Origin of the sequence: Citrobacter koseri ATCC BAA-895 (assembly GCF_000018045.1) — a bacterium.
Lineage (GTDB): Bacteria > Pseudomonadota > Gammaproteobacteria > Enterobacterales > Enterobacteriaceae > Citrobacter_B > Citrobacter_B koseri.
In genome coordinates this window covers 1,685,985-1,711,892 of sequence record NC_009792.1, presented here as the reverse complement: position 1 = coordinate 1,711,892, position 25,908 = coordinate 1,685,985, and the positions used below count along the sequence as shown (strand labels likewise).

Below are 25,908 nucleotides of genomic sequence, written 5' to 3'. Positions count from 1 at the left end.
AACCACATGGGGGCGGCGCCCCGAATTTTAAAGGGCAACTGAGATAAAAACGTGATTCCGATCACGATTCATAAGCTGCCATTTCGCAAGGATCAAGTTTAGAACAAAAGTTCACACTGGGGTGTTAATGTTTTGTTAGAATCGGTCACGCAATGTGAGTATGGCTAAAGCGAGATGTGAGCAAATGGCTAATCAACCCTCTGCGGAAGATCTGAAAAAAAAGTTGTCCGAAATGCAATTCTACGTGACGCAGAATCACGGTACAGAACCGCCATTTACCGGGCGTTTGCTGCATAATAAGCGTGATGGCGTCTACCACTGTCTGGTCTGCGACGCGCCGCTGTTTCATTCCCAAACCAAGTATGATTCCGGCTGCGGCTGGCCGAGCTTTTACGAGCCGGTCAGTGAAGAATCTATCCGTTACATTAAGGACTTTTCCCACGGGATACAGCGTATAGAAATTCGCTGCGGCAACTGTGATGCGCACCTGGGACATGTCTTTTCGGATGGCCCACAGCCGACGGGTGAGCGTTATTGCGTCAATTCGGCCTCATTAAGCTTCACCGATGATGAAAACGGCGAACAAACTAAGGGCTGAAAAAACGATTCAGCAAATTATTCCACAGGAGCGGACTTATCATGAATCTTGATGAGATGATCGACAGCATGACGCCGGAAGTTTATCAGCGCTTATCTACCGCCGTTGAGCTGGGAAAATGGCCGGACGGCGTTGCGCTGACGCCGGAGCAAAAAGAGAACAGCATGCAACTGGTGATGCTCTGGCAGGCGCGGCACAATACCGACGCGCAGCATATGACCATTGATACCAACGGTCAGATGGTGATGAAAAGTAAGCAGCAGTTGAAAGAGGATTTTGGCATTGCGCCAAAATCGATTGCGACGCTGAAACTGTAATGTAGCGCTTTTTTGTTGGTAGCCTGATGGCGCTTCGCTTATCAGGCCTACTGGTCATCGCTTTGTAGGCCTGATAAGCGAAGCGCCATCAGGCAGTAAGAACACCTAACCCTGCGTTTCTTCCCAGTCAGCCAGCGTATACAGCGTGGCGCCAGCGGCCGCCATCTCCATAAAGGCGTGCGTGCTGTCTTGCGGTTGAATATTCACACCACGGCAGCCGTCGGTAATCACATTCACCGTATAACCCAGTTGCAGCGCATCCAGCACGGTAAACTTCACGCAGTAATCGGTCGCCAGCCCCATCACGATCAGCGTCTGTACGCCGTTCTCACGAAGCCAGGCGTCCAGGGCGGTTTTCTGGCGGCGTCCGTTATCAAAAAAGGCGCTGTAGCTGTCCACCTGCGGATTCTCGCCTTTATGGAAAACCGCGTCGATGGCGTTCTGCCTGAGCAGGGGATGCAGGGCCGCGCCGTCGCTATTTTGTACGCAGTGATCGGGCCAGAAGGTTTGCGCTAAACCGTCCAGTTGTCCCTGGCTGTAGGGCTGCGCCTGATGCTGGCTGGCGAAACTGCCGTGTCCGGCAGGATGCCAGTCCTGGCTGGCGATCACTGTGTCGCCGCGCGCTTTACACCAGGCGATAAGACGGTTTGCTACGTCCACGGTGCTGTCGCCTTCAGGGACGGCCAGTGCGCCGCCGGCGCAAAAATCATTCTGCAAATCAACCAGCAGTAAGGCTCGGGTCGTCATGAAAAACTCCTTATTCGTCTGGCGTCAGTTCACCGCGCAGATTTTGCGTCATCGCGGTACGAATGGTCTGTGTATCCAGATTCTGGCTTAACAAGTAGTGCAGCTTAGTCAGCGTTGCTTCAACGGTCATATCCGCGCCGCCGATCACGCCTGCATGCGCCAGCGCGTTGCCGGTGGCATACCCACCCATATTCACCTTGCCGGACATGCATTGCGTCAGGTTAACCACCACGATACCGCGTGAACTCGCATCTTCCAGTTCTTTGAGGAACTCTTTGTTCTGCGGCGCGTTGCCGACGCCGTAAGAACGCAGGATCAGCGCTTTTACCGGCTGGCGCAGGAAGTTACGCACCACTTCGGCAGAAATTCCCGGATAAATGGTGACGACGCCAATAGGCTGCGGCGTGATTGGGTGAACAATCAGCTCGCCTTCGCCGTGCGGCGCGGGCGGCGTACCTAAGCGACGGATATGAATTCCGGCTTCCAGCAGCGGCTGAAGGTTGGGGGAGGCGAACGCGTCAAAGCCATCGGCATGCGCTTTTGTCGTGCGGTTGCCACGAAACAGCCGATTATTGAAAAAGAGGGTGACCTCATTGATGGGGTAATTCGCGGCGACATACAGGGCATTCAGCAGATTAATCTGCCCATCGGAGCGCAGTTCCGCCAACGGAATTTGTGACCCTGTCACAATTACCGGCTTACCCAGATTCTCCAGCATGAAGGAGAGCGCCGAGGCGGTGAACGCCATCGTGTCCGTGCCGTGGAGGATGACAAAGCCGTCATAGTCGTTGTAACGCACTTTAATGTCTTCTGCGATATGCTGCCAGTCTTCCGGCGTCATATCGGATGAGTCCATCAGCGGGGCATATTCATGAATGGTGAAGTCCGGCATTTCCGGGCGGTGAAATTCGGGCATCAGCGCCAGCTGGCGCTGGAGATGGCCTGATACCGGAATGTAACCCTGTTCCGAGCGCTGCATACCAATCGTACCGCCGGTATAGGCAACGTAAATCGATTTCTTCTGCATGGCAATGTTCTTACGAAGTGAAGTCTCTTATATTGCCGGAGGCGGTTGCGCCTTATCCGGCCTACAAATTACGCGAAACTCGTAGGCCGGATAAGACGCGATAGCATCGCCATCCGGCAATGGCAATTTAGCGCACGTTCGCGCAGGTCAGGCAGAACGCATAACGGTTTTGTGGATCGTTAAAGGCAGCCAGTTTATCACTCTCTGCTTTTACCGCGCTGGCGGCTGTCGCCAGCGGCGCCGGGAGCATCGCCTGAATGGCTTCCGGCAGCATTGCGCGCACGGAGCCGGACATGCTGTCCATGATTCTGTCGAAGAATGTCGGTTCATCCTGATAATACTCAAGATGCCATTGCTTCAGTTTAGCCAGCTCTGCGGCTTTGGCGATGGCGTCGTCAAAGTCACCCAGACTGTCTACCAGACCATTCGCTTTTGCATCCTGACCGGTCCAGACATGCCCCTGCGCGATTTTATCAATCTGCGCCGGGGTGCTCTTACGCGCATCGGCAACCAGCGTGATAAAGCGTTTGTAGCCATTCTCAATGCTGAGCTGCATCATCTGCTGCACTTCAGGCGGCAGCGATTTGGTGACAGAAACGTCCGCCAGCGGCGAGGTGGCAACGCCATCGGTATGCACGCCGATCGAATCCAGGCTGTTCTCAACGGTGTTGATAACGCCAAAAATGCCGATTGAGCCTGTCAGGGTGCTCGGGTTCGCCACAATGTAGCTTGCCGGGGTGGAGATCCAGTAACCGCCGGATGCCGCCATTCCGCCCATCGACACCACAACCGGCTTGCCTGCGGCTTTCGCAGCGGCCAGTTCGGCGCGAATGACTTCAGAGGCGCTGACGCTGCCGCCGGGGCTGTTTACGCGCAGCACAATCGCTTTCACTTTTGGGTCCAGGCGCGCATCGCGGATTTGCGACGCTGTCGTGTCGCCGCCGACGTTGCCCGGTGTTTCTTCACCGTCCATAATCGCGCCATTGGCGAACACGACGCCGATACCGTCGCCGGTATCGGCAGGCGTTTTCAGCGAATAATCGTAATAGCTGATGGCCCGATAGTTGTTTTCTGCTTTGCTCCAGCCAAACTGTTTGGTCAGCGCTTTTTCCACTTCGGCGTTAGACGCCAGCGCATCCACCAGTTTGTTGTCGAGCGCGTATTTCGCGGTATCGCCATCCACTTTGCTCAGCCCGTCGAGCATAGCCTGCGCGCCAGGGAAGACCTGCTGCGCGGGGATCTGACGGTTCGCCGCAACGGTGTTCAGGTAGTTTTGCCACAGCTCGCCAATCCAGCGGCTGTCCGCTTCGCGCGCGGCAGGCGACATATCATCGCGGATAAACGGTTCCACTGCGGATTTATAAGTGCCGACGCGGAAGACGTGCGTGGAGACTTTCAGCTTATCCAGCAAGGATTTGTAATACAGGCCGTTGGTTGCGAAGCCGTGCAGATCGACCGTACCCTGCGGAGAAAGCCAGATTTTATTGGCGAAGCTCGCCAGGTAATATTGCCCCTGACTGTAGCTGTCGCCTACGGCAAAGACCGGCTTGCCGCTATCGCGAAATTCGCGCAGCGCTTTCCCGATGTACTGCATGGAAGGCTGATCGGCGCCCGCGAAGTTTTTCAGATCCATCACGATGCCGGTGATATTGCGATCGTCTTTCGCCTGACGAATGGTGTTGACGATATCAAACAGTGAGTTTTCTTGCAGGCGGTCAGAGCTGGCGCCAAACAGCTGTCGGCCAATGACGCCCAGGCGGTTGGTGCTGGACGGTTTATCGACGATCACGCCGGAAATATCCAACAGCAGCGCGCCGCGTGCAGTTTGTTGGCTGGTGTTGCCATCGCTAAGCTGCATCCAGATACCGACGCCCACCAGAACCAGAAAGATGAAGAACAGGTTGAGCACCAGTTCCCGGACGAAATTCAGCAGTCGCCATGTCCACTTAAAAAATCCGGCAATAAATCGCCACAGGGTTCGCATGTATTCTCCCTACCAGATTAACATTCCGCTATCTCCGTCATACTCAGAGAGAAAGCGTATAAGATGTGGGTATCGTAATGACCAGGCAGGCACTTGTCAGCAGGAATCACTGCCTGTGCTGTAACTAAATCCCCTCTCGTGTTAATTTTGTGAATAAATATCATTGCTGGAGTTAACCAAATGGACGCACTCGAATTACTTGTAAACCGTCGTAGCGCCTCTCGTCTGGCCGAGCCCGCGCCTGCGGGTGAACAGTTACAAAATATTCTGCGCGCGGGCATGCGCGTACCCGATCACAAATCCCTGCAACCCTGGCGTTTTTTTGTGATTGAAGGTGAGGGGCGTGAGCGCTTCAGCGCTGTTCTGGAGCAGGGCGCCATTGCGGCGGAAGGCGATGAGAAAGCGATAGAGAAAGCGCGCACCGCGCCATTTCGCGCGCCGCTGATCATCACGGTGGTGGCGAAATGCGAGGAGAACCACAAAGTGCCGCTGTGGGAGCAGGAGATGTCAGCAGGATGTGCGGTTATGGCGATGCAGATGGCGGCGATTGCGCAAGGCTTCAACGGCATCTGGCGCAGCGGCGCGTTAACCGAAAGCCCGGTGGTTCGCGAGGCGTTCGGCTGTCGCGCACAGGATAAAATTGTAGGCTTCCTCTATCTGGGCACGCCGCAGCTGAAAGCGTCAACGACCATCAGCGTACCGGACCCGACGCCTTTCGTGACGTATTTCTAAGCGTCATGGCCCCGGCAGGCGGCTTTTTCGATGAGCGCCTGCCGATTATTCGGCAAAACTGTCTGGATTATGAGCAAAGACGCCGGAATTCAGACACTCTCTCTTACCACGTCATGGAATGAGCGCTACCATAGCCCGATTGCAATGACAGGAGATGTCCATGAGCGAGCACGCTATTCGTTTAACGCAATACAGCCACGGAGCCGGTTGCGGTTGTAAAATTTCCCCTAAAGTGTTGGAAACCATCCTGCACAGCGAGCAGGCGAAGTTTGTCGACCCGAACCTGCTTGTGGGCAATGAAACCCGCGATGACGCGGCGGTATACGACCTGGGTAATGGCACCAGCATCATCAGCACCACCGACTTCTTCATGCCGATTGTCGATAATCCGTTTGATTTTGGCCGTATTGCGGCGACCAACGCCATCAGCGATATCTTCGCGATGGGCGGCAAACCGATTATGGCGATCGCCATTCTGGGCTGGCCCATCAACAAACTGTCGCCGGAAATTGCCCGGGAAGTCACCGAAGGCGGGCGTTTTGCCTGTCGTCAGGCGGGTATTGCGCTGGCGGGCGGGCACTCTATCGACGCGCCTGAGCCCATCTTCGGTCTGGCTGTCACCGGCGTGGTGCCGACCGAACGCGTGAAGAAAAACAGCACCGCGCAGGCCGGATGCAAACTGTTCCTCACCAAGCCGCTGGGCATTGGCGTGCTGACCACCGCCGAGAAAAAATCACTGCTCAAGCCGGAACATCAGGGGCTGGCGACAGAAGTGATGTGCCGGATGAACATTGCGGGGGCGTCGTTTGCCCATATCGACGGCGTGAAAGCAATGACCGACGTGACCGGTTTTGGTCTGCTGGGGCACCTCAGCGAAATGTGCCAGGGCGCAGGCGTGCAGGCGCGGATCTGCTATCAGGACATTCCAAAACTGCCGGGCGTCGAAGAGTACATTAAACTTGGTGCAGTGCCGGGGGGGACGGAACGTAATTTCGCCAGCTACGGCCATCTGATGGGCGACATGCCGCGCGAGGTGCGTGATCTGCTGTGCGATCCGCAAACGTCTGGCGGCCTGCTGCTGGCGGTCACGCCGGAAGCGGTAGAGGAAGTGAAAGTCACCGCGGCGGAGTTTGGTATTGAACTGACGGCGATTGGTGAACTGGTTGACGCCCGTGGCGGTCGCGCCATGGTAGAGATCCGTTAATTCGATGCGGTTGTTTATTGCCGAAAAGCCGAGTCTGGGCCGCGCCATTGCGGATGTGCTGCCAAAGCCGCACCGCAAAGGCGACGGCTTTATCGAATGCGGGAATGGACAGGTGGTGACCTGGTGCATCGGCCATCTGCTTGAACAGGCGCAGCCGGACGCGTATGACGGTCGTTATGCGCGCTGGAATCTGGCCGATCTGCCGATTGTGCCGGAAAAGTGGCAGCTCCAGCCACGTCCTTCCGTGACGAAGCAGCTCAATGTCATTAAGCGCTTTTTACATGACGCAAGCGAAGTGATTCACGCGGGAGACCCGGATCGCGAAGGGCAACTGCTGGTGGACGAGGTGCTGGATTATCTGCAACTGTCCCCGGAAAAACGCCAGCAGGTGCAGCGTTGCCTGATCAACGATCTTAACCCGCAGGCGGTGGAGCGTGCGATTTCCCGGCTGCGCGCCAACAGCGAATTTGTGCCGCTGTGCGTTTCCGCGCTGGCGCGTGCGCGCGCCGACTGGCTGTACGGCATTAACATGACCCGCGCGTATACCCTTCTCGGGCGCAACGCGGGCTACCAGGGCGTGCTCTCGGTAGGGCGTGTTCAGACACCGGTTCTCGGGCTGGTGGTTCGCCGCGATGAAGAGATCGAGAACTTCGTCGCCAAAGATTTCTTTGAAGTGAAAGCGCATATCGTCACGCCAGCTGAGGAGCGGTTTACCGCCATCTGGCAACCCAGTGAAGCGTGCGAACCGTATCAGGATGAAGAGGGGCGTTTGCTGCATCGTCCGCTGGCGGAGCATGTGGTGAATCGTATTAACGGTCAGCCCGCGATCGTCACCAGCTATAACGATAAACGGGAATCAGAATCTGCCCCGCTGCCGTTTTCGCTGTCGGCGTTGCAGATTGAAGCGGCGAAACGCTTTGGTCTGAGCGCGCAGAACGTGCTTGATATCTGCCAGAAGTTGTACGAAACTCACAAATTAATTACCTATCCGCGTTCCGACTGCCGCTATCTGCCGGAAGAACATTTTGCCGGACGCCATGCGGTGATGAACGCCATTGGCGTGCATGCCGCGGATTTGTTGCCGCAGCCGGTGGTTGACCCGGACACGCGAAACCGCTGCTGGGATGATAAAAAAGTTGACGCTCACCACGCGATCATCCCGACTGCGCGCAGTTCATCAATTTCCCTCAGCGACAATGAAGCGAAGGTGTACAACCTGATCGCTCGCCAGTACCTGATGCAATTCTGCCCGGACGCGGTATTTCGCAAATGCGTCATTGAACTGGAGATTGCGAAGGGGAAATTCGTCGCCAAAGCGCGTTTTCTGGCGGAGGCCGGATGGCGAACGCTGTTGGGCAATAAAGAGCGTGACGAAGAGAACGACGGTACGCCGTTACCGGTGGTGGCGAAAGACGACGAACTGCTGTGCGAAAAGGGCGAGGTCGTTGAGCGTCAGACCCAGCCGCCACGCCATTTTACCGATGCTACGCTGCTGTCCGCCATGACCGGGATTGCCCGTTTCGTGCAGGATAAAGATCTGAAAAAGATCCTGCGAGCGACCGACGGACTGGGAACCGAAGCGACGCGCGCGGGCATTATCGAACTGCTGTTCAGGCGCGGATTCCTGACCAAGAAAGGGCGTTACATTCATTCAACGGATGCCGGGAAGGCCCTGATTCACTCGTTACCGGAGATGGCTGCCCGACCGGATATGACGGCGCACTGGGAGTCTGTCCTGACACAAATCAGTGAAAAGCAGTGCCGCTATCAGGATTTTATGCAGCCGCTGGTCGGCACGCTGTTTCAGTTGATCGATCAGGCTAAACGCACGCCGGTACGTCAGTTCCGGGGCATTGTCGCGCCAGGCGGTGGCGGCGAGAAGAAAAAGAGCGCGCCCCGTAAGCGAGCGGCGAAAAAAAGCCCGCCGTCAGAAGAGGCGAGCGTATAACGCACAGGCCTGATAAGGCACTTGCGCCGTCATCCGGCAATGCCTGATGGCGCTGCGCTTATCAGGCCTACAACGCTTATCAGGCCTACATGCCACGGAAAATTAAATCACACCCTGCGCCAGCATCGCGTCGGCCACTTTGACGAAGCCTGCGATATTCGCCCCGCGAACATAGTTGGTATGTTTGTTTTCGCCGCCGTATTCCACGCAGGCATGATGAATATCCAGCATGATGTGGTGCAGACGCGCATCCACTTTCTCGGCTTTCCAGCTCATTCGCGCGGCGTTCTGCGCCATCTCCAGACCGGAGGTCGCCACGCCGCCTGCGTTGGCCGCTTTACCTGGCGCGAACAGCACGCCGGCTTCAAGGAACAGATCGGTGGCTTCAATGGTGGTTGGCATATTGGCGCCTTCCGCCACTGCTTTCACGCCGTTGGCGATCAGCACGCGCGCGGCGTCCACGTCGAGTTCGTTCTGCGTTGCGCACGGCAGGGCGATATCAACCGGCACTGACCACGGCTGTTTGCCTTCCATATAGGGCAGGCCGAACTCGCGGGCGTAATCCGCCACGCGCCCGTCACGGCTGGCTTTGATTTCGCACAGGCGCGCCAGTTTTTCTTCGGTGAAGCCGCTCTCATCCACGACGGTGCCGCTGGAGTCCGAAGCCGTCACCACACGAGCGCCGAACGCCATTGCTTTCTCGATAGCGTACTGCGCCACGTTGCCGGAACCGGACACCGCCACACGCATACCCTCAAAACCCAGACCGTGGCGTTTGAGCATCGCTTCGGTAAAGTACACCAGGCCATAACCGGTGGCTTCCGGGCGAATCAGGCTACCGCCAAACGAGAGGCCTTTCCCGGTGAACACGCAGGCGCTGTTGTTGGAGAGCTTACGCATCATACCGGCCATAAAGCCCACTTCACGTCCGCCCACTCCGATATCGCCAGCAGGTACGTCAGTGTCTGGCCCTAAATGGCGATAGAGCTCTGTCATCAGCGCCTGACAGAAACGCATCACTTCGCCTTCGCTCTTGCCTTTAGGATCGAAATCGCTGCCGCCTTTACCGCCGCCCATCGGCAGCGTGGTCAGCGCATTTTTAAACGTCTGCTCGAAGCCGAGGAATTTCAGGATCGAGAGGTTAACGGAAGGATGAAAACGCATCCCGCCCTTATACGGGCCGATGGCGGAATTAAACTGTACGCGCCAGGCACGGTTAACCTGCACCTGGTTACGATCGTCCACCCACACCACGCGGAACTGGATCACGCGTTCTGGCTCAACCAAACGTTCCAGCAATGACATCTGACGATAACGAGGATTTTGCTCAAGGAAAGGCCACAGCGTGGTCATTACTTCACGAACGGCCTGCGCGAACTCGGTCTGATTGGGGTCACGCTGTTGAACATGGTTTAGAAACGACTCCAGAGAACATGTCTGATCCATAGATATAAGAACCTCTTATGTATTGATATGGTTATATTTATAATGTTGTGTTTCGTGTTTATGCAGTTTTTGACTATACCACCAGCAGTGTGACGGTAAGCAAGAAAAAAAAATGGCGTGCCAGGGAAATTAATAACGGCGCGCGCGTCATAATAAAAAGCGATGGATGGAGTGGCTAAAGTTTCAGTCGCTTACGACCGTTATACTGAAGGTAGGCTTCATAACAAGGAAACGCTATGCATCGTTTATTTATCGCGGCAGCAGCGGCGATGGTCTCTTTTGCCGCGCTGGCGAATCAGCATTATCGCCCGGATGTGGAGGTTAACGTCCCGCCCGAAGTGTTCAGCTCCAGCGGGCAGCGTGCGCAGCCCTGCAATCAGTGCTGCGTCTACCAGGATCAAAACTATTCGGAAGGGGCGGTGATTAAAGCCGAAGGCGTGCTGCTGCAATGCCAGCGCGACGAAAAAACGCTCAGTACGAATCCGTTGGTCTGGCGTCGCGTAAAGCCATAAACGCCTCTAACAGCGGAATGTCCGCAGGCGCAAGCGGGTAACGCAGCGCCTCTTTTGGCGAACACCAGATCATGTTCTGGTGATAATGCGCGGTGACGGCGCCGGTAAACGCCGGGACGTGCCAGGCATGCAGATGGATCAGCCGGCCAGAGACTTCGCGCTGATGGCTGGCGATATAGCGCCCGACAACCGCCTCAATACCCAACTCTTCACGCAGTTCGCGAATCAACGCCTGAGGCTGCGTCTCACTGGACTCCACTTTGCCTCCGGCAAACTCCCACATACCCGGCTGATCGGCGTGTTCCGGGCGTTGAGCCAGCAATATTTTGTCGTCACGCTCAATGATTGCGGCGACGACATCAATGGTTTTCATCATATTCATCAAGGTTCAACAACGGAAAGTGACATACTATCCTTATCTTTGCGTGACCTAAAGTCTTCAGGAGCAAGCGTTGAACGATCCACAACCCTGGGTTAGCCCATTGACCCATATCCCTTCCAGTCTGAAACCTCTCGTCGCTACGCAGAAAAAACATTACGGCGACGTTCTGCACCCCACGCGCTGGTGGGGGCGAATGCCGTTTCTGTTCTGGCTGGTGGCGCTGTTTGTCGGGTTTCTGGAACGTAAGCGCGCGCGGTTAACGCCGGTGATGCGCGCGTTGTTGATGACGCGCGTTTCGCAGGTGTGCCATTGCGCCTTCTGTGTGGATGCCAACAGTTTACGTCTGGCCGAGCGGTGTGGGGCGCTGGATAAAGTACAGGCCGTTGCCGGGTGGCAATCGTCCACGCTGTTCAGCGAGGAGGAGCGTGTCGCACTGGCTTATGCCGAGGCCGTGACCGCCACGCCGCCGCAGGTTGATGAGGCGCTCAAGGCGATGATGAAACGCTATTTTACTGACGACGCGATTACCGAAATGACGGCGCTGATCGCCTTTCAGAACCTGTCGGCGCGTTTTAATGCCGCGCTGGATATTCCTTCGCAAGGGCTGTGTGACGCATTGAAAGGGGCGCCACATGTTTGACCGGCATCTGCACCCACGGGTTAAACCGCTCCTGCACCGCTGTGCCGCGTATCTCGATAAACCGGCGATCACCCCGGACGGCCTGACGCTGTTCGGATTTGCCATTGGCGTGCTGGCGCTGCCGTTTCTGGCGCTGGGCTGGTATCTGGCCGCGCTGGCGGCCATTGTGCTGAATCGCCTGTTCGACGGGCTGGATGGCGCGCTGGCACGGCGCAGAGGGTTAACCGATGCGGGGGGATTTCTTGATATCACCCTCGACTTTCTGTTTTACGCACTGGTTCCGTTTGGCTTTATTCTGGCCGCACCGGAACAAAACGCGCTGGCAGGGGGATGGCTGCTGTTTGCGTTTATCGGTACGGGCAGTAGTTTTCTGGCGTTTGCGGCGCTGGCGGCGAAGCATCAGATTGATAATCCGGGCTATGCGCACAAATCGTTTTACTATCTGGGCGGGTTGACCGAGGGCACCGAGACAATATTGCTTTTTGTTCTGGGCTGCCTGTTTCCGCGTTATTTTCCCGTTCTGGCGTGGGTATTTGGCGCGTTGTGCTGGATGACCACCCTGACAAGGGTCTGGAGTGGATACCTGACGCTGAAGGTTATCCGGCCTGGAAAAAGATCCTCCCTGTAGGCCTGATAAGCGTAGCGCCATCAGGCATCAGTATGGCACGACGCTTTCCCGTAGGCCTGATAAGCGTAGCGCCATCAGGCGCATTATGTCTACTTACTGCTGTCCGGGTCGCGCTCGCCGGTGGACACCGGATTTTTCGGATCGCTGCTCCATTCGTACCAACCGCCGTCATACACGGCGACGTTTTTCCAGCCCATCGCCCGCGCGTACATAAACGTTTCGGAGGCGCGCCAGCCGGTGCCGCAATAGAAGGCAACGTGCTGATCCGGCAGAATATCCCACTGCTTCCACATGGCGGCGATATCCTCTGCGCTGCGCATGGTGCCGTCCGGGTTATGGAAATCCTCCATATGCGTGGAGTCGCTGCCCGCATGTCCCCAACGCGCGCCGGCAATTTCGCCTTTTGGCTTGATATAGCTGTATCCGCTGGTGGTGCCGATAAATTCCGGCCAGGAACGGATGCTGACCAGCGATGCGTCCTGACGGTGCAGCAGGGCGCGGGCCTGTTCCATATCCAGCATTAACTGCGGCTGCGCCGGGATCGCCACGCCAAAGTCGGGTTCCGGCTTCACGTCAGCGGGCATGCCGCGTTCAACTGGCAGACCCGCATCGGACCAGGTTTGCCAGCCGCCGTCGAGCAGACGAACGTCCTTCACGCCCGCATAGAGCATAATCTGCGCAACGCGCGCCGCAGCGTATACGTCGCGGCCATACAGAATAACCGTCGTGTCATGGCGAATACCGTGTTTCGCCAGCATCGCTTTCAACTGCGCGTCAGAGACTTTATTCCACAGCGGTTCGCTTTCCACCTCATTGGTGTCGATGTATCCGGCGCCGGGAATGTGGCTGAGCAGATAATATTTCGGCGCGCCCCAGCCTGCTTCAATCACCTTCCAGTCTCCCGCCGGTTTAGCCGTAACCGGCTGGTTTTGTTGAAGGGCGTGCAACCACTGTGGGTATGCTAATTGCTCGAAGTGAGGGAGCTTTTGCAGTCGGGAAGGATCGGTCAGCGCATCGCTCAGCGTAGCAATCTGGCTGAAGCCTGCCTTCTGTAAACGTGATTTCACCGCCTGTACGCCATTGTCATTGCCATACAGCGCCAGCGGGGCGTCTTTCCTGAGCTGATGCCGTTGCAGCCAGGCGGCGAGCTGCTCGTCGCTCATTTTATCGAGCCAGGAGGCTGACAGATTCAGTGCGGAAGGTTCGTGACCGGAAGGGCCATTAAGGGTTTGCGGCCAGCCGTTGTAAAAAGCGCTCTGGCGTGTATCAATCGCGGCGCCCTGTTTTTGCTGTAGCTGGCTGAAGGTAAGCGACTGCGCCATATCAGCAGCCCAGGAGGAAGCGCAGGCGAGTCCTGAAGCCAGTGCCAGCGCGGTCATTTGAGAAACACGTTTCATCGAATAGCCCGACGTTAAAATAAGAGGGCGCCATTCTCTGCTGGCTGGCAGGGAAAAACTTTGCGTTAACGCAGTTTGTCGGCATATTCACGCCCACGCCTCCATCTGGAGTACCGTGCCGCCGGGAGGAACATCCTGGATATCGTGCGTCACCTGTACCACCGGAATATTTTGTTGCCGTACTTCGGCAAAGACCCACCGGCGGAAGGCGTCGCGGCGCCCGGCGTCCAGTCGACTGAACGGCTCATCCAGCAGTAATGCCTGCGGTTGTGCCAGCAGCGCGCGAAGCAGGGCCACCCTGGCGCGCTGGCCGCCGGACAATGACGCCGGATCGCGGCGGCTGAACCCGTCCAGCCCGGCGCGCTCAAGAGCATGCCGTACTTCCGTTTGTCTGGCCGCCCCTTTTATTGCGGCAGGCAGCGCCAGCAGTAGGTTCTGCCCGACGCTGAAATGGTCAAACAGCAGGGCATCCTGAAACAAAATACCGATTTGACGTTGCGCGGTGGGGAGCGTATCGATGCGTCGTTCGTTGAGCCAAAGCTCGCCGGAGGCCTGAAACTGAGACGGCAGTGCGCCGACCATCCACGAAAACAGCGAAGACTTTCCGCTACCGGAGGGTCCCATTAACGTGACAATGTCACCTTTTTTGACCTGAAAGGCGACCTGATTCAATAAGCGGTGATTGTCCTGGCGCAGCGTGAGATGTTGAACGATGAGCATTAGCGGAGTCCTTGACGATAGTGGCCAATGACGCGTGAACATAGCGCCGTCAGCGCGAAAACCAGCAGGGGTAACAGCAGTTGCCATAGCGCCTGCGACGCAAGAATTGTGGTACTGCCGCCGCTGCTGAGCGCCACGGCTTCTGTGGTGAGCGTAGGATAGCGTCCGGCGCCCAGCCAGAGTGTCGGCATGTATTGGGCGATGCTGACGGAAAAGCCGACCGCGAAGGCAAACAGTGCGGGGCGCAGTAAAAGTGGGCACTTGATGCGCCAGAAGATACGAGCCCGCGTCCAGCCCAGCGTTTGCGCGATCAGCACCAGCCGTGGGTCAATGTGCTGCCAGGCGGGTTTGAGGACGAATAACATCCACGGGATAACCCACAGCAGGTGCCCCCAGATAACGGTAGCGTACTGGCCGTCTTGCCCGGCGAGCAGCGCCAGAGTGTATTGCCCGGCGACCAACGGCAGCGCAGGAAGCAATATTGGCAGCCAGACCCAGCGGTGCCCGGTTTGCGGCCCCCATTCCAGCCATAAGAACAGCGTCATCAACCCCAGCACGGCGGACGCCAGCCCTATTTGCAGGCTGTTCACCAGCGCTTCGCGGTTCACCGACGCAGGTTCAGCCATACAAGCCAGCAGCGCCACGCACAGCATGCCGCTTAACGGCAGCGTCAGCGCCAGCGTTTTTCCGCTTCTGCCTGATAAGCGCTGGCGGCGAAGACCGTTGATGGCAGGAAGGGTACGTTGCCATCCCCGCCAGATGAGATAGCCGAACAGAGCAAACAGCATAAGCAACGCCACGAGCAGTAAACTGGCGAGAGCGCCTTTGGCCTGTTGGTCGGCGTCGCCCTGGCTCAGCCATTGCCAGCTTAACACTGCCAGCGTAGGTGGATTGCCCGGCCCCAGAATCATCGCGACATCCACTGCCGATAATGACCAGGCGACAATCGCCAGCATCACCGTGCCTAATCCTGGCGCAACGGCGGGTAACAGCAGCCAGCTCAGGCATTGCAGACGGCTGTAGCCCAGGGTATCCAGCACGATGACCTGCTGCGAAAGCTGTTTTTCACTTAATAATGCCGACAGGACCCAGAGCAGAAAGGCGCTCTCTTTGACGGCCAGCGTGAGCCCAAGCCCGATGCCATAGCGATCCATCTGCGGCGTGAGCGAGGGGAAAAGGCGATAAAGCATCCCGCCTTCGGCAAAAAGCAGCAGGGCGCTGGCGGCAAAGGCCACATGAGGAATGGCCAGTAGCCAGGGGAGGCGGGCGCAAAGACGCGCCCATTTTGCGCCAGGCCACAACGCGACGACGATCGTCAGCGCAATAGCCAGTGCGCCGGTTGCCGCCAGGGTGACGGAGACCAGCGTTGCCCGCAGCGCCTGCGGAAGCTGCGGATCGCTAAACAGCGCCAGCCAGTGCGTAGCGGAGAGCGCGGGCGTGATAAGCGTGAATGCGGCAGGAACCAGCGGCAGCCAGATGACCGCCATCACGCCCCAGACCAGCAGGGTTACTGCGTACCGTAGCGGCGTAGCCATGCCTGTTCCAGCGCGTTCACCCATGCGGAATGCGGTTCCGCCAGCGTAGGCGGCAACCCGTCAGGAATGCGCGACCGTAACGCTTCCCGCTGCCCGGCGGGCAGCTTATGCGGGTCAAGCACGGAAGGATCGCCCCAGAACGCCGGATCGGCTTTGCGCAACTGCGCGTCGGGGGAGAGCAGGAAATTGGCAACCACCTTTGCGCCTGCGCTGGCGCGGGCGTTTGCCGGGATTGTGACAAAATGCACGTTGCCAATCATGCCTTGTGAAAAACCGAAACTGTAGCTGGTTTTGGGCAGTTCGCCGCTGGCGATCTTTTGCTGCGCATGAGCGGGATTAAACGTCAGAGACAGGCGCAGCGAACCGGCTTGCAGCAGCGCGTCCATCCGGGCGGGAGAGGGAGGGAAGTCTTTTCCCTTCCGCCACAGGCTGGGATGCAGCGCATCGAGGTATGCCCATAGCGGCGCGGTGACGGAATCGAACGTCGCGTCATCTGGCACGACCTTGAGCGCATCCGGTTGAGGGGTTAACGCCAGTAACAGCTGTTCCAGAAACGCCGTCCCGGTAAAATCCGGCGGCCGTGGGTAGGTGACAGTACCGGGATGGGCTTTCGCAAAAGCGAGTAGCGCCTGCGGGCTTTGCGGCGGCTGCGGCGTAATATCCCGGTTAGCAATGAAGGTTAACTGCGCGCCGCCCCAGGGTGACTCCGCCCCTTGCGTCGGCATGGAAAAATCCTCGCGTACCGGTTTGCGCGTATCGACATAGCGCCAGTTTGGCAGCGTTTCCGCCCAGTGGGTTTGCAGCAGTCCGGCTTCTTTCAGCGTGCGGAAGTTCTCGCCATTTACCCACAGCAGATCGACGGAACCATCGGTTTTACGCCCGGCGGCGGACTCAGTCTGAATGCGTTTCACGGCATCGGCGGCATCCGCAAGCCGGACAATCCTGAGGTTAATGGCGTAATGCGTTTTCATCTCGCCGCTGACCCAGTCGAGATACTGATTAACGGCATTGTCGCCGCCCCAGGCGTTAAACCAGACGGTCTGGCCTTTGGCTTCATCTTTCACCGCCTGCCAGTTTTCGACGGCTTGCACATGGCCCGTCAACAGCAGACCCGCCAGTAATAGAGTACGACGCATGATCGCTCCTGAAATTAGGATCGTAAAAAACGCTTAACCAGCCAACGGGAGGCCAGTGGTAACAGCCCCAGCAGGGCAAAGGCCGCCAGCATACCGGGGGAAATGATGTCGCGTATTGATGTCAACTGGCTGAGCTGGCGTCCGGCGTTGAGATAAATCACCGTTGCCGGAAACATGCCCGCCTGACTGATCCACCAGTATTGACGTACGCGGATTGACGTCAACCCGGCGAGTAAATTAACGAGAACAAAGGGGAACAGCGGCATTACGCGTAGCGCAAACAGATAAAAGGCGCCGTCGCGCGCCATACCATGATTTACGGTTTGCATCTGGCGTGCGAACCGGCGGGAGATCCACTCCCGCAGCAGGTAGCGGCTGGCCAGCATGGCGAGCGTAGCGCCGAGGGTTGACGCGAAGGAGACCAGCAGCGTTCCTTGCCAGAGTCCGAATAGCGCGCCGCCGAGCAGCGTCAGCAGCGCAGCGCCGGGAATCGATAAGGCCGCCACCAGCGTATAGACCAGAAAATAGAGACCAGCGCTCAGGAATGGCGACTGTTGCTGCCAGGCCGCCAGCATCGTGTGATAGCGTTTCAGGGTATCAAGGGAGAGAAAACCGGGAGGCAAAGCCCACACCACCCCGGCGATACAGATGATTAAAAAACCTGAGAGCAGTCGTTTTTTCGCGTTCACCTGCGTTTATCAGACCCGGAATTTTGCCCAGACGGGCGCATGGTCGGACGGTTTTTCCATGCTGCGGATTTCATAGTCAATGCCGGTTTCAACGCAGTGTTCGGCCAGCGGATTGCTCGCCAGCAGCAGGTCGATGCGCAGCCCCCGGTTGTCGTCGAAACCTTTTGAGCGGTAATCAAACCATGAAAATTTATCGACCGTTTCCGGGTGCGCGTGACGGAAGGTATCCACCAGCCCCCAGTTAATCAGGCGATCCATCCACTCGCGCTCTTCCGGCAGGAAGGAGCACTTACCGGTACGCAGCCAGCGTTTGCGGTTCTCTTCGCCAATGCCGATATCCAGATCGGTTGGGCTGATATTCATATCCCCCATGATCAGCACCGGATTGTCGCGTTTCAGTTCGTTGTCCAGGTAGTTTTGCAGGTTCTGATAAAACTGCGCTTTTGCCGGAAATTTCAGCGGGTGGTCACGGCTTTCGCCCTGCGGGAAATAGCCGTTAATGACGGTGATACTGCCCAGCGGTGACGGGATCTCCGCCATGATGATACGGCGCTGCGCCTCTTCGCCGTCGTCGGGAAAACCACGGCGCACAGAAACAGGCGTCTCTTTGGTCAGTAGCGCGACGCCGTAATGGCCTTTCTGTCCGTGATAGAAGACGTTATAGCCGAGCTTTGCTACCTCTTCGAGAGGAAACATATCGTCGTGAACTTTTGTCTCCTGCAAGCCGATCACGTCAGGCTGGTGCTTGTCGACAATGGCTGACAGTTGATGAGGACGGGCGCGCAGGCCGTTGATATTAAAAGAGACAAATTTCATAGTCGCTGCCACTTTGCAAGGTGAATAGTGCAAGGATGGTAGCAGAAATTAGACGGGCTGACTGCCACTTGTCGCGGGAATCAAACGATAACTGCCAATGGTCTTAACGATGGAGCAAAAACTGCACTGTTTCAGGGCGGAGTGCGTCATAACGATGCAATAATTTCCGATAAATTTCGTCTACGATCACAATTCCAGAATTATATTTGGCGACTGAATAATATTTCGATTTTTCCTCTTATTTGTTCTTTTCTTCGCAAATATATTCACTTTTCATGCAGCAATAGTGAATACCGGCGGGTTGTAACCCGTTGATTTTTCGTTTCCAAAACCGGTTTATGCATTTTTTCCTCTGGCTGGCACGAACAGTGCAATCTACATTTACAGCGCAAACACTCATTTTATTAACATATAAATAACTTTTTATTTACCGGAAGAGGTCGCTATGTCTCTGTCAATTACGCGTGAAAATTTTGATGAATGGATGATGCCGGTCTATGCCCCGGCACCTTTTATTCCTGTTCGTGGAGAAGGCTCACGCCTGTGGGATCAGCAGGGGAAAGAGTATATCGACTTCGCCGGGGGAATTGCGGTGAATGCGCTTGGCCATGCGCACCCGGCTTTACGCGAGGCGTTGAATGAGCAGGCGAGCAAATTCTGGCATACCGGAAATGGCTACACCAACGAGCCGGTGCTGCGACTGGCGAAGATGCTGATTGACGCCACCTTTGCTGAACGCGTCTTCTTCTGTAACTCCGGCGCGGAGGCCAACGAAGCGGCGCTGAAACTGGCGCGTAAGTATGCGCACGATCGTTTTGGCACGCATAAAAGCGGGATTGTGGCATTCAAAAATGCCTTTCATGGCCGCACGCTGTTTACCGTCAGCGCAGGCGGGCAGCCCGCGTATTCACAGGATTTCGCTCCGCTGCCGCCGGATATCCGCCATGCCGTGTATAACGATCTCAACGCGGCCAGCGAACTGATTGATGACACGACATGCGCGGTGATCGTGGAGCCCATGCAGGGCGAAGGGGGCGTGCTCCCGGCCACGAAAGCATTCTTACAGGGGCTGCGCGAATTGTGCGACCGACACAATGCCTTGCTGATTTTTGATGAAGTACAGACGGGGGTTGGGCGTACCGGCGAGCTGTATGCCTACATGCATTATGGCGTCACCCCCGATCTGCTTACCACTGCGAAAGCGCTGGGCGGCGGTTTCCCCATCGGGGCTCTGTTGGCCACTGAAAAATGCGCCAGCGTGATGACGGTAGGCACTCACGGAACCACCTACGGCGGCAACCCGCTGGCTTCTGCGGTGGCGGGAAAGCTGCTGGAGATCGTCAATACGCCGGAAATGCTGAACGGCGTTAAGCAACGCCATGACGGGTTTGTCGAACGCTTGAACGCCATAAATGAACGCTTCGGATTGTTCAGTGAAATTCGTGGACTGGGGCTGCTTATTGGCTGCGTTCTGGAGGCTGAGTTTGCCGGAAAAGCTAAACTTATTTCACAGGAAGCCGCAAAAGCCGGAGTGATGGTGCTGATTGCGGGCGCTAACGTGGTGCGTTTCGCACCTGCGTTAAACGTCAGCAAAGAGGAAGTGGCAACCGGGCTGGATCGCTTTGCGCTGGCCTGTGAACGCATCAAAGCAGGAGGTTCGTCATGATGGTGATCCGCCCCGTCGAACGACGTGATGTCAGTGCGTTGATGCAGCTTGCCAGTAAAACCGGCGGCGGCCTGACCTCTCTGCCAGCAGATGAAGCAACGCTGACGTCGCGTATTGAGCGCGCGCTAAAAACGTGGCGTGGCGAACTGCCGAAAAGCGAACAGGGTTACGTGTTTGTGCTGGAGGACAGCGATACGGGAAGCGTTGCGGGAATTTGTGCGATTGAGGTGGCCGTGGGGTTGAACGATCCCTGGTACAACTATCGCGTTGGCACGCTGGTGCATGCTTCTAAAGAACTGAATGTCTATAACGCGCTGCCGACGCTGTTTCTCAGTAACGATCATACCGGGAGCAGCGAACTGTGCACGCTGTTCCTCGATCCCGACTGGCGTAAAGAGGGCAACGGCTATTTGCTCTCTAAATCACGCTTTATGTTTATGGCGGCGTTTCGCGACAAATTTAATGAAAAGGTTGTGGCGGAAATGCGTGGCGTGATCGACGAACACGGCTACTCGCCGTTCTGGGAAAGCCTGGGAGAACGCTTTTTTTCCATGGAATTCAGCCGGGCAGACTATTTATGCGGCACCGGGCAGAAGGCGTTTATTGCTGAACTGATGCCGAAGCACCCTATTTACACCCATTTCTTATCGGAAGAAGCGCAGGCGGTGATTGGCGAAGTACATCCGCAAACGGCGCCGGCCAGAACGGTACTGGAGAAAGAAGGTTTCCGCTACCGCAACTATATCGACATTTTCGACGGCGGCCCGACGCTGGAGTGCGACATTGATCGGGTTCGGGCAATCCGTAAAAGCCGCCTGCTGGACGTGGTGGAAGGCCAGCCCGCGCCGGGCGAGTTTCCGGCGTGTCTGGTCGCCAATGAAAATTATCATCACTTTCGCGCCATGCTGATTCGTACCGACCCGGATACGCAACGTCTGGTGCTGACTGCGGCGCAACTTGATGCGCTCAAATGCCACGCGGGAGATCGCGTTCGTCTGGTACGTCTTTGCGCTGAGGAGAAAACCGCATGACTTTATGGATAAATGGCGACTGGGTAACTGGTCAGGGGGAGCGCCGGGTCAAAACGAATCCGGTGAATGGCGAAGTGCTCTGGCAGGGCAGCGACGCGGATGCGACACAGGTCGCTGAGGCTGGGCGTGCGGCGCGTGCGGCGTTTCCGACCTGGGCCAGGCTGCCTTTCGCCGCGCGGCAGGCCATCGTGGAAAAATTTGCCGCCTTGCTGGAGGTTCATAAAGCGGAGTTGACGGCAATTATTGCGCGAGAAACCGGGAAGCCTTGCTGGGAAGCGGCGACGGAAGTGACGGCGATGATCAATAAAATCGCTATCTCGGTGAAGGCATACCATGCCCGGACGGGAGAACAACAAAGCGAATTGCCGGACGGGGCGGCGACATTGCGCCATCGACCGCATGGCGTGCTGGCGGTGTTTGGCCCATACAATTTTCCCGGCCATTTACCCAACGGCCATATCGTTCCGGCGCTGCTGGCCGGAAATACCCTGATTTTTAAACCGAGCGAGCTAACGCCGTGGACTGGCGAAGCGGTGATGAAACTGTGGCAACAGGCGGGGTTGCCGCCTGGCGTACTCAACCTGGTGCAAGGAGGGCGCGAAACGGGACAGGCGCTCAGCGCGCTGGACGCGCTTGACGGCCTGCTTTTTACCGGCAGCGCGAATACGGGGTATCAGTTGCACCGTCAGTTATCCGGGCAACCGGAAAAAATCCTGGCGCTGGAAATGGGAGGGAATAACCCGCTCATCATTGAGAATCCAGAGGACATTGATGCGGCGGTACACCTCACGATTCAGTCGGCGTTTGTCACCGCCGGACAGCGCTGCACCTGTGCCCGCCGTTTGCTGGTGAAACGCGGGGAACAGGGCGACGCGTTTCTGGCGCGCCTGCTGGAGGTGAGTCAGCGTTTAACGCCGGGTGAGTGGGATGATGAACCGCAGCCGTTTATCGGCGGGCTGATTTCCGAACCGGCTGCGCGTCATGTGTATGAGGCCTGGCAGCGTCTTGAGGCGATGGGCGGACGAACGCTGCTGGCCCCACGTATGCTGAAAGCGGGAACGTCCTTGTTAACGCCGGGCATTATCGAAATGACCGGCGTGAAGCAGGTCCCGGATGACGAGGTGTTTGGCCCGTTATTGAGCGTCTGGCGCTATGAGCGCTTTGATGAAGCCATTCGTATGGCGAATAACACCCGCTTCGGTTTGTCGTGCGGGCTGGTGTCTCCCGATCGTAAGCAGTTCGACCAGCTACTGCTGGAGGCGCGTGCGGGTATTGTTAACTGGAACAAACCGCTGACCGGAGCGGCCAGCACGGCGCCGTTTGGCGGCGTTGGCGCGTCGGGGAACCATCGCCCCAGCGCGTGGTATGCGGCAGATTATTGCGCCTGGCCGATGGCGAGCCTGGAATCGCCGACGCTTGTACTGCCCGATTCGCTCAGTCCGGGGCTGGACTTCTCTCGCGAGGAACCAGTATGAAAGCGCATGAAGTGAATTTTGACGGCCTGGTGGGGTTAACCCACCACTATGCCGGGCTGTCCTTTGGTAACGAGGCGTCGATACAGCATCGCTTTCAGGTGTCGAATCCCCGCCTGGCGGCGAAGCAGGGCTTACTCAAGATGAAAGCGCTGGCGGATGCGGGGTTCCCTCAGGCGGTCATCCCCCCGCACGAGCGGCCGTTTATTCCCGTGCTTCGTCAGCTAGGTTTTAGCGGGCAGGACGAGCAGGTGCTGGAGAAAGTGGCGCGCCAGGCACCTCACTGGCTCTCCAGCGTCAGCTCCGCTTCGCCGATGTGGGTGGCGAATGCGGCGACGGTATGTCCTTCAGCGGACGCGCTTGACGGCAAAGTGCATCTGACGGTGGCGAACCTGAACAACAAATTTCACCGCGCGCTGGAGGCGCCGACCACGGCGTCTTTGTTGCGGGCCATCTTCCGCGACGCGCAGTTTTTCGCAGTGCACGACGCGCTGCCGCAGGTGGCGCTGCTGGGGGATGAAGGCGCTGCCAACCATAACCGGCTCGGCGGTGATTATGGCGCGCCGGGCATTCAGCTGTTTGTCTATGGGCGTGAAGAGGGCGTCGACACGCGTCCGGTGCGCTATCCGGCGCGGCAAACCCGCGAGGCCAGTGAAGCGGTGGCGCGTCTTAACCAGGTGAATCCGCATCAGGTTATCTTTGCCCGGCAGAATCCAGACGTTATCGATCTCGGCGTGTTCCACAATGATGTGATTGCGGTGTCGAACCGCCAGGTGCTGTTCTGCCATGAACAGGCGTTCGCAAAGCAGGGCGAGCTGATGCGCCAGCTCCGGTCGCGCGTGGCGGGATTTATGCCGCTTGAGGTGCCTGCCCGGGAGGTTTCTGTGCAGGATGCCGTCGCCACGTACCTGTTTAATAGTCAGCTTTTAAGCCGCGATGACGGCTCGATGGTGCTGGTTCTGCCGCAGGAGTGCCGGGAACATGCCGGTGTGTGGCGGTATCTGAACGCGTTGCTGGCGGCTGATAACCCCATCAGCGATCTGCGCGTGTTCGACCTGCGCGAAAGTATGGCGAACGGCGGCGGCCCGGCCTGTTTACGCTTGCGCGTGGTATTGACCGAGGATGAGCTGCGGGCGGTGAATCCGGCGGTGATGATGAACGATACCCTGTTCAGCACGCTCAATGACTGGGTGGATCGTTATTATCGCGACCGCCTCACCGCCGCCGATCTGGCCGATCCGCAATTGCTGCGTGAAGGGCGGGAGGCGCTTGATACGCTGACGCAACTGCTTAACCTGGGGTCGGTGTATCCCTTCCAGCAGGAGGGTGCAGGGAATGGATAACTTTCTGGCGCAGACGCTGGCAGGAATATCCCCCGATATTACGCAAGGGGAAACGGAGAGCTTTCACTGGCGCTGGCAGATGCCTGGTGTGCTTGAACTTACGCCTGCCGTTGAGGTTGACCGCGCTCTGGTGCTCTCTGCGGGCATCCACGGCAATGAAACGGCACCTGTGGAAATGCTGGCCGCACTCCTTTCGGCGCTGTTTGAAGGGAAAATCCCCCTGCGCTGGCGATTGCTGGTGATTCTGGGGAATCCTCCGGCGCTGGCCGAGGGGGTACGCTATTGCCATAGCGATATGAACCGTATGTTCGGCGGGCGCTGGCAGATGTTCGAGGAGAGCGGGGAAACGCTGCGCGCCCGCGAGCTGGAACAACTGCTGGAGGATTTTTATTCCCGCCGCAAAACGCGGATACGCTGGCATCTCGATCTGCATACTGCGATTCGCGGCTCCCGCCACGTTCGGTTTGGCGTTTTGCCGCAACGGTCGATCCCCTGGGATGAACACTTTTTGTCATGGCTGGGGGCGGCAGGGCTGGAGGCGCTGGTTTTTCATCAAACGCCGGGCGGCACCTTTACGCATTTTAGCTGTGAGCATTTTGGCGCGTTGTCCTGCACGCTGGAACTGGGCAAAGCGCTGCCGTTTGGGCACAACGATCTGACGCAATTTACCCCTACCGCGCAGGCGCTGGCGACGTTGCTGGCGGGAGAAAAGCCGATGGAAGGGGGAACGAGGCCGATTCGCTATCGCGTGGTGGCGCAAATTACACGCCGCAGCGATGCGTTTGTTCTCTGTATGGATAACCAGACGCTGAATTTCACGCCGTTCAAAAAAGGAACGCTACTGGCGCAGGATGGCGATGAGCAGGTGATCGTTACCCATGATGTTGAATATGTTCTCTTTCCTAACCCTAATGTGGCCTGTGGCTTACGCGCTGGCCTGATGCTGGAAAAGCTCGCATAATTATTTTCTCCCTCAGGCGAACGTCTGAGGGGCTTATTTTTGTGTGCTATCGCGATTTATTACGGATTAATCCTGGTAAACTGCTTTATTAATAGTCATTGGTCAGGTATAGTTCTTCATATTTCCTGCAAAATCATCCACTTGTAATAAAATATTGCAACTTTCCTCGATTTATTCTTTTTTTCTTCATAATTGACGAAAAATTGTTTTTTACACTTTCATTGTTTTACCGTTGCTCTGACTAATTGACGATTAAGGCGGTAAAGTTTATCTCGTCAACACGGCGCTACGCCGAAAGAATAACTGAAAGGAAGGACATAGATTATGCGTAAATTAACTGCACTGTTTGTTGCCTCTACCCTGGCGCTGGGCGCTGCGAACCTGGCTCACGCGGCTGATACCACTACCGCCGCTCCGGCAGATGCTAAGCCGATGATGCACCACAAAGGCAAATTCGGTCCGCATCATGACATGATGTTCAAAGATTTGAACCTGACCGACGCGCAGAAACAGCAAATCCGCGACATCATGAAAGGTCAGCGTGACCAGATGAAACGTCCGCCGCTGGAAGAGCGCCGCGCAATGCACGATATCATCACCAGCGACAGCTTCGATAAGGCGAAAGCCGAAGCGCAGATTGCGAAGATGGAAGAACAGCGCAAAGCCAATATGCTGGCGCACATGGAAACGCAGAATAAGATCTACAACATTCTGACGCCGGAACAGAAAAAACAGTTTAATGCCAATTTTGAGAAGCGTCTGACAGAACGTCCGGCGCCGGAAGGTAAAATGCCAACACCACCTGCTGAGTAATCCCTCAGCGTTACGCTAACGCATTCAAGACCGCCGGTCCTGTTCACAACATCTCTTCTCGATGTGGACAGGATCGGCGGTTTTTCTTTTCTTCTCGTTAAGGTAAATCTTCACTGCTGCCGATAACAACAATGTGCCATATTATGGCGCTGCGTCCTTCTCGG

The 25,908-nt window shown here is 57.0% G+C and carries 25 protein-coding genes; 14 read left to right on the top strand and 11 right to left on the bottom strand.

What is annotated here, in order from left to right:
• The first annotated feature begins 184 nt into the window (after positions 1–184).
• Complete coding sequence (gene msrB, locus CKO_RS07660; RefSeq protein WP_024130394.1) at positions 185–598, top strand: peptide-methionine (R)-S-oxide reductase MsrB; 414 nt, start codon at positions 185–187, stop codon at positions 596–598.
• 41 nt (positions 599–639) lie between these two features.
• Positions 640–915 (top strand): YeaC family protein, encoded by a 276-nt coding sequence (locus tag CKO_RS07655; RefSeq protein WP_012132664.1) that lies wholly within the window; start codon positions 640–642, stop codon positions 913–915.
• A 105-nt stretch (positions 916–1,020) separates the two neighbouring features.
• Here CKO_RS07655 and pncA read toward each other — a convergent pair whose 3' ends face one another.
• The 3 genes from pncA to sppA form a co-directional block, all read right to left on the bottom strand.
• Positions 1,021–1,662, bottom strand: coding sequence for a bifunctional nicotinamidase/pyrazinamidase (gene pncA / locus CKO_RS07650; protein ID WP_012132663.1), 642 nt, complete (start codon positions 1,660–1,662; stop codon positions 1,021–1,023).
• Positions 1,663–1,672: 10 nt separating this feature from the next.
• Positions 1,673–2,689 (bottom strand): asparaginase, encoded by a 1,017-nt coding sequence (gene ansA, locus CKO_RS07645; protein ID WP_012132662.1) that lies wholly within the window; start codon positions 2,687–2,689, stop codon positions 1,673–1,675.
• A gap of 127 nt (positions 2,690–2,816) precedes the next feature.
• A complete protein-coding gene (sppA, locus tag CKO_RS07640) occupies positions 2,817–4,673 on the bottom strand; it encodes a signal peptide peptidase SppA (RefSeq protein ID WP_012132659.1) in 1,857 nt (618 codons plus the stop codon).
• Positions 4,674–4,853: 180 nt separating this feature from the next.
• On the opposite strand from sppA, the gene CKO_RS07635 reads away from it, so the two are divergent.
• From CKO_RS07635 to topB, 3 genes are all read left to right on the top strand, one after another.
• A complete protein-coding gene (locus CKO_RS07635; RefSeq protein WP_012132658.1) occupies positions 4,854–5,405 on the top strand; it encodes an NAD(P)H nitroreductase in 552 nt (183 codons plus the stop codon).
• A gap of 160 nt (positions 5,406–5,565) precedes the next feature.
• Positions 5,566–6,609, top strand: coding sequence for a selenide, water dikinase SelD (gene selD, locus CKO_RS07630; protein ID WP_024130393.1), 1,044 nt, complete (start codon positions 5,566–5,568; stop codon positions 6,607–6,609).
• A gap of 4 nt (positions 6,610–6,613) precedes the next feature.
• A complete protein-coding gene (gene topB / locus CKO_RS07625) occupies positions 6,614–8,557 on the top strand; it encodes a DNA topoisomerase III (RefSeq protein WP_012132656.1) in 1,944 nt (647 codons plus the stop codon).
• Between the two features lie 102 nt (positions 8,558–8,659).
• Here the strand turns inward: topB and gdhA are convergent, their stop codons facing one another.
• Positions 8,660–10,003, bottom strand: a complete 1,344-nt coding sequence (gene gdhA, locus CKO_RS07620; protein WP_012132655.1) for an NADP-specific glutamate dehydrogenase — start codon at positions 10,001–10,003, stop codon at positions 8,660–8,662.
• 269 nt (positions 10,004–10,272) lie between these two features.
• Here gdhA and CKO_RS07615 point away from each other — a divergent pair, with 269 nt between their 5' ends.
• Complete coding sequence (locus tag CKO_RS07615) at positions 10,273–10,515, top strand: YnjH family protein (protein WP_172773950.1); 243 nt, start codon at positions 10,273–10,275, stop codon at positions 10,513–10,515.
• Here CKO_RS07615 and CKO_RS07610 read toward each other — a convergent pair.
• Positions 10,475–10,888, bottom strand: coding sequence for a pyrimidine (deoxy)nucleoside triphosphate diphosphatase (locus tag CKO_RS07610; protein ID WP_111925695.1), 414 nt, complete (start codon positions 10,886–10,888; stop codon positions 10,475–10,477). The genes CKO_RS07615 and CKO_RS07610 overlap by 41 nt on opposite strands.
• 79 nt (positions 10,889–10,967) lie before the next feature.
• Here CKO_RS07610 and CKO_RS07605 point away from each other — a divergent pair, with 79 nt between their 5' ends.
• Both CKO_RS07605 and CKO_RS07600 read left to right on the top strand, forming a co-directional pair.
• Positions 10,968–11,537 carry a carboxymuconolactone decarboxylase family protein gene (locus CKO_RS07605; RefSeq protein WP_024130391.1) on the top strand — a complete coding sequence of 190 codons (570 nt, stop codon included), beginning with the start codon at positions 10,968–10,970 and terminating at the stop codon, positions 11,535–11,537.
• Positions 11,530–12,165, top strand: coding sequence for a CDP-alcohol phosphatidyltransferase family protein (locus CKO_RS07600; protein WP_012132650.1), 636 nt, complete (start codon positions 11,530–11,532; stop codon positions 12,163–12,165). The genes CKO_RS07605 and CKO_RS07600 overlap by 8 nt, the downstream gene beginning before the upstream one ends.
• Before the next feature lie 89 nt (positions 12,166–12,254).
• Here CKO_RS07600 and CKO_RS07595 read toward each other — a convergent pair whose 3' ends face one another.
• From CKO_RS07595 to xthA, 6 genes are all read right to left on the bottom strand, one after another.
• Positions 12,255–13,562: a sulfurtransferase gene (locus tag CKO_RS07595; RefSeq protein ID WP_024130390.1), complete on the bottom strand. Its 1,308-nt coding sequence runs from the start codon at positions 13,560–13,562 to the stop codon at positions 12,255–12,257.
• Positions 13,563–13,649: 87 nt separating this feature from the next.
• Complete coding sequence (locus CKO_RS07590) at positions 13,650–14,282, bottom strand: ATP-binding cassette domain-containing protein (RefSeq protein WP_012132647.1); 633 nt, start codon at positions 14,280–14,282, stop codon at positions 13,650–13,652.
• The gene (locus CKO_RS07585; RefSeq protein ID WP_012132646.1) at positions 14,282–15,817 is read right to left on the bottom strand and encodes an ABC transporter permease family protein; all 1,536 of its coding nucleotides are present in this window, start codon (positions 15,815–15,817) and stop codon (positions 14,282–14,284) included. The genes CKO_RS07590 and CKO_RS07585 overlap by 1 nt, the downstream gene beginning before the upstream one ends.
• Positions 15,790–16,953 carry an ABC transporter substrate-binding protein gene (locus CKO_RS07580; protein ID WP_012132645.1) on the bottom strand — a complete coding sequence of 388 codons (1,164 nt, stop codon included), beginning with the start codon at positions 16,951–16,953 and terminating at the stop codon, positions 15,790–15,792. The genes CKO_RS07585 and CKO_RS07580 overlap by 28 nt, the downstream gene beginning before the upstream one ends.
• Positions 16,954–16,967: 14 nt before the next feature.
• Positions 16,968–17,642, bottom strand: a complete 675-nt coding sequence (locus CKO_RS07575) for a TVP38/TMEM64 family protein (RefSeq protein WP_012132644.1) — start codon at positions 17,640–17,642, stop codon at positions 16,968–16,970.
• Positions 17,643–17,651: 9 nt separating this feature from the next.
• The gene (gene xthA / locus CKO_RS07570; RefSeq protein ID WP_012132643.1) at positions 17,652–18,458 is read right to left on the bottom strand and encodes an exodeoxyribonuclease III; all 807 of its coding nucleotides are present in this window, start codon (positions 18,456–18,458) and stop codon (positions 17,652–17,654) included.
• Positions 18,459–18,903: 445 nt separating this feature from the next.
• On the opposite strand from xthA, the gene astC reads away from it, so the two are divergent.
• From astC to spy, 6 genes are all read left to right on the top strand, one after another.
• A complete protein-coding gene (gene astC, locus CKO_RS07565; RefSeq protein ID WP_012132640.1) occupies positions 18,904–20,124 on the top strand; it encodes a succinylornithine/acetylornithine transaminase in 1,221 nt (406 codons plus the stop codon).
• Positions 20,121–21,155, top strand: a complete 1,035-nt coding sequence (gene astA, locus CKO_RS07560; RefSeq protein ID WP_012132639.1) for an arginine N-succinyltransferase — start codon at positions 20,121–20,123, stop codon at positions 21,153–21,155. The genes astC and astA overlap by 4 nt, the downstream gene beginning before the upstream one ends.
• Positions 21,152–22,630: a succinylglutamate-semialdehyde dehydrogenase gene (gene astD / locus CKO_RS07555; RefSeq protein WP_012132638.1), complete on the top strand. Its 1,479-nt coding sequence runs from the start codon at positions 21,152–21,154 to the stop codon at positions 22,628–22,630. The genes astA and astD overlap by 4 nt, the downstream gene beginning before the upstream one ends.
• Positions 22,627–23,970 (top strand): N-succinylarginine dihydrolase, encoded by a 1,344-nt coding sequence (gene astB, locus CKO_RS07550; protein WP_012132637.1) that lies wholly within the window; start codon positions 22,627–22,629, stop codon positions 23,968–23,970. Before astD ends, astB begins: the two co-directional genes overlap by 4 nt.
• The gene (gene astE / locus CKO_RS07545) at positions 23,963–24,931 is read left to right on the top strand and encodes a succinylglutamate desuccinylase (protein WP_012132636.1); all 969 of its coding nucleotides are present in this window, start codon (positions 23,963–23,965) and stop codon (positions 24,929–24,931) included. Before astB ends, astE begins: the two co-directional genes overlap by 8 nt.
• Positions 24,932–25,255: 324 nt before the next feature.
• Positions 25,256–25,744: an ATP-independent periplasmic protein-refolding chaperone Spy gene (gene spy / locus CKO_RS07540; protein WP_012132634.1), complete on the top strand. Its 489-nt coding sequence runs from the start codon at positions 25,256–25,258 to the stop codon at positions 25,742–25,744.
• Positions 25,745–25,908 lie beyond the last annotated feature (164 nt).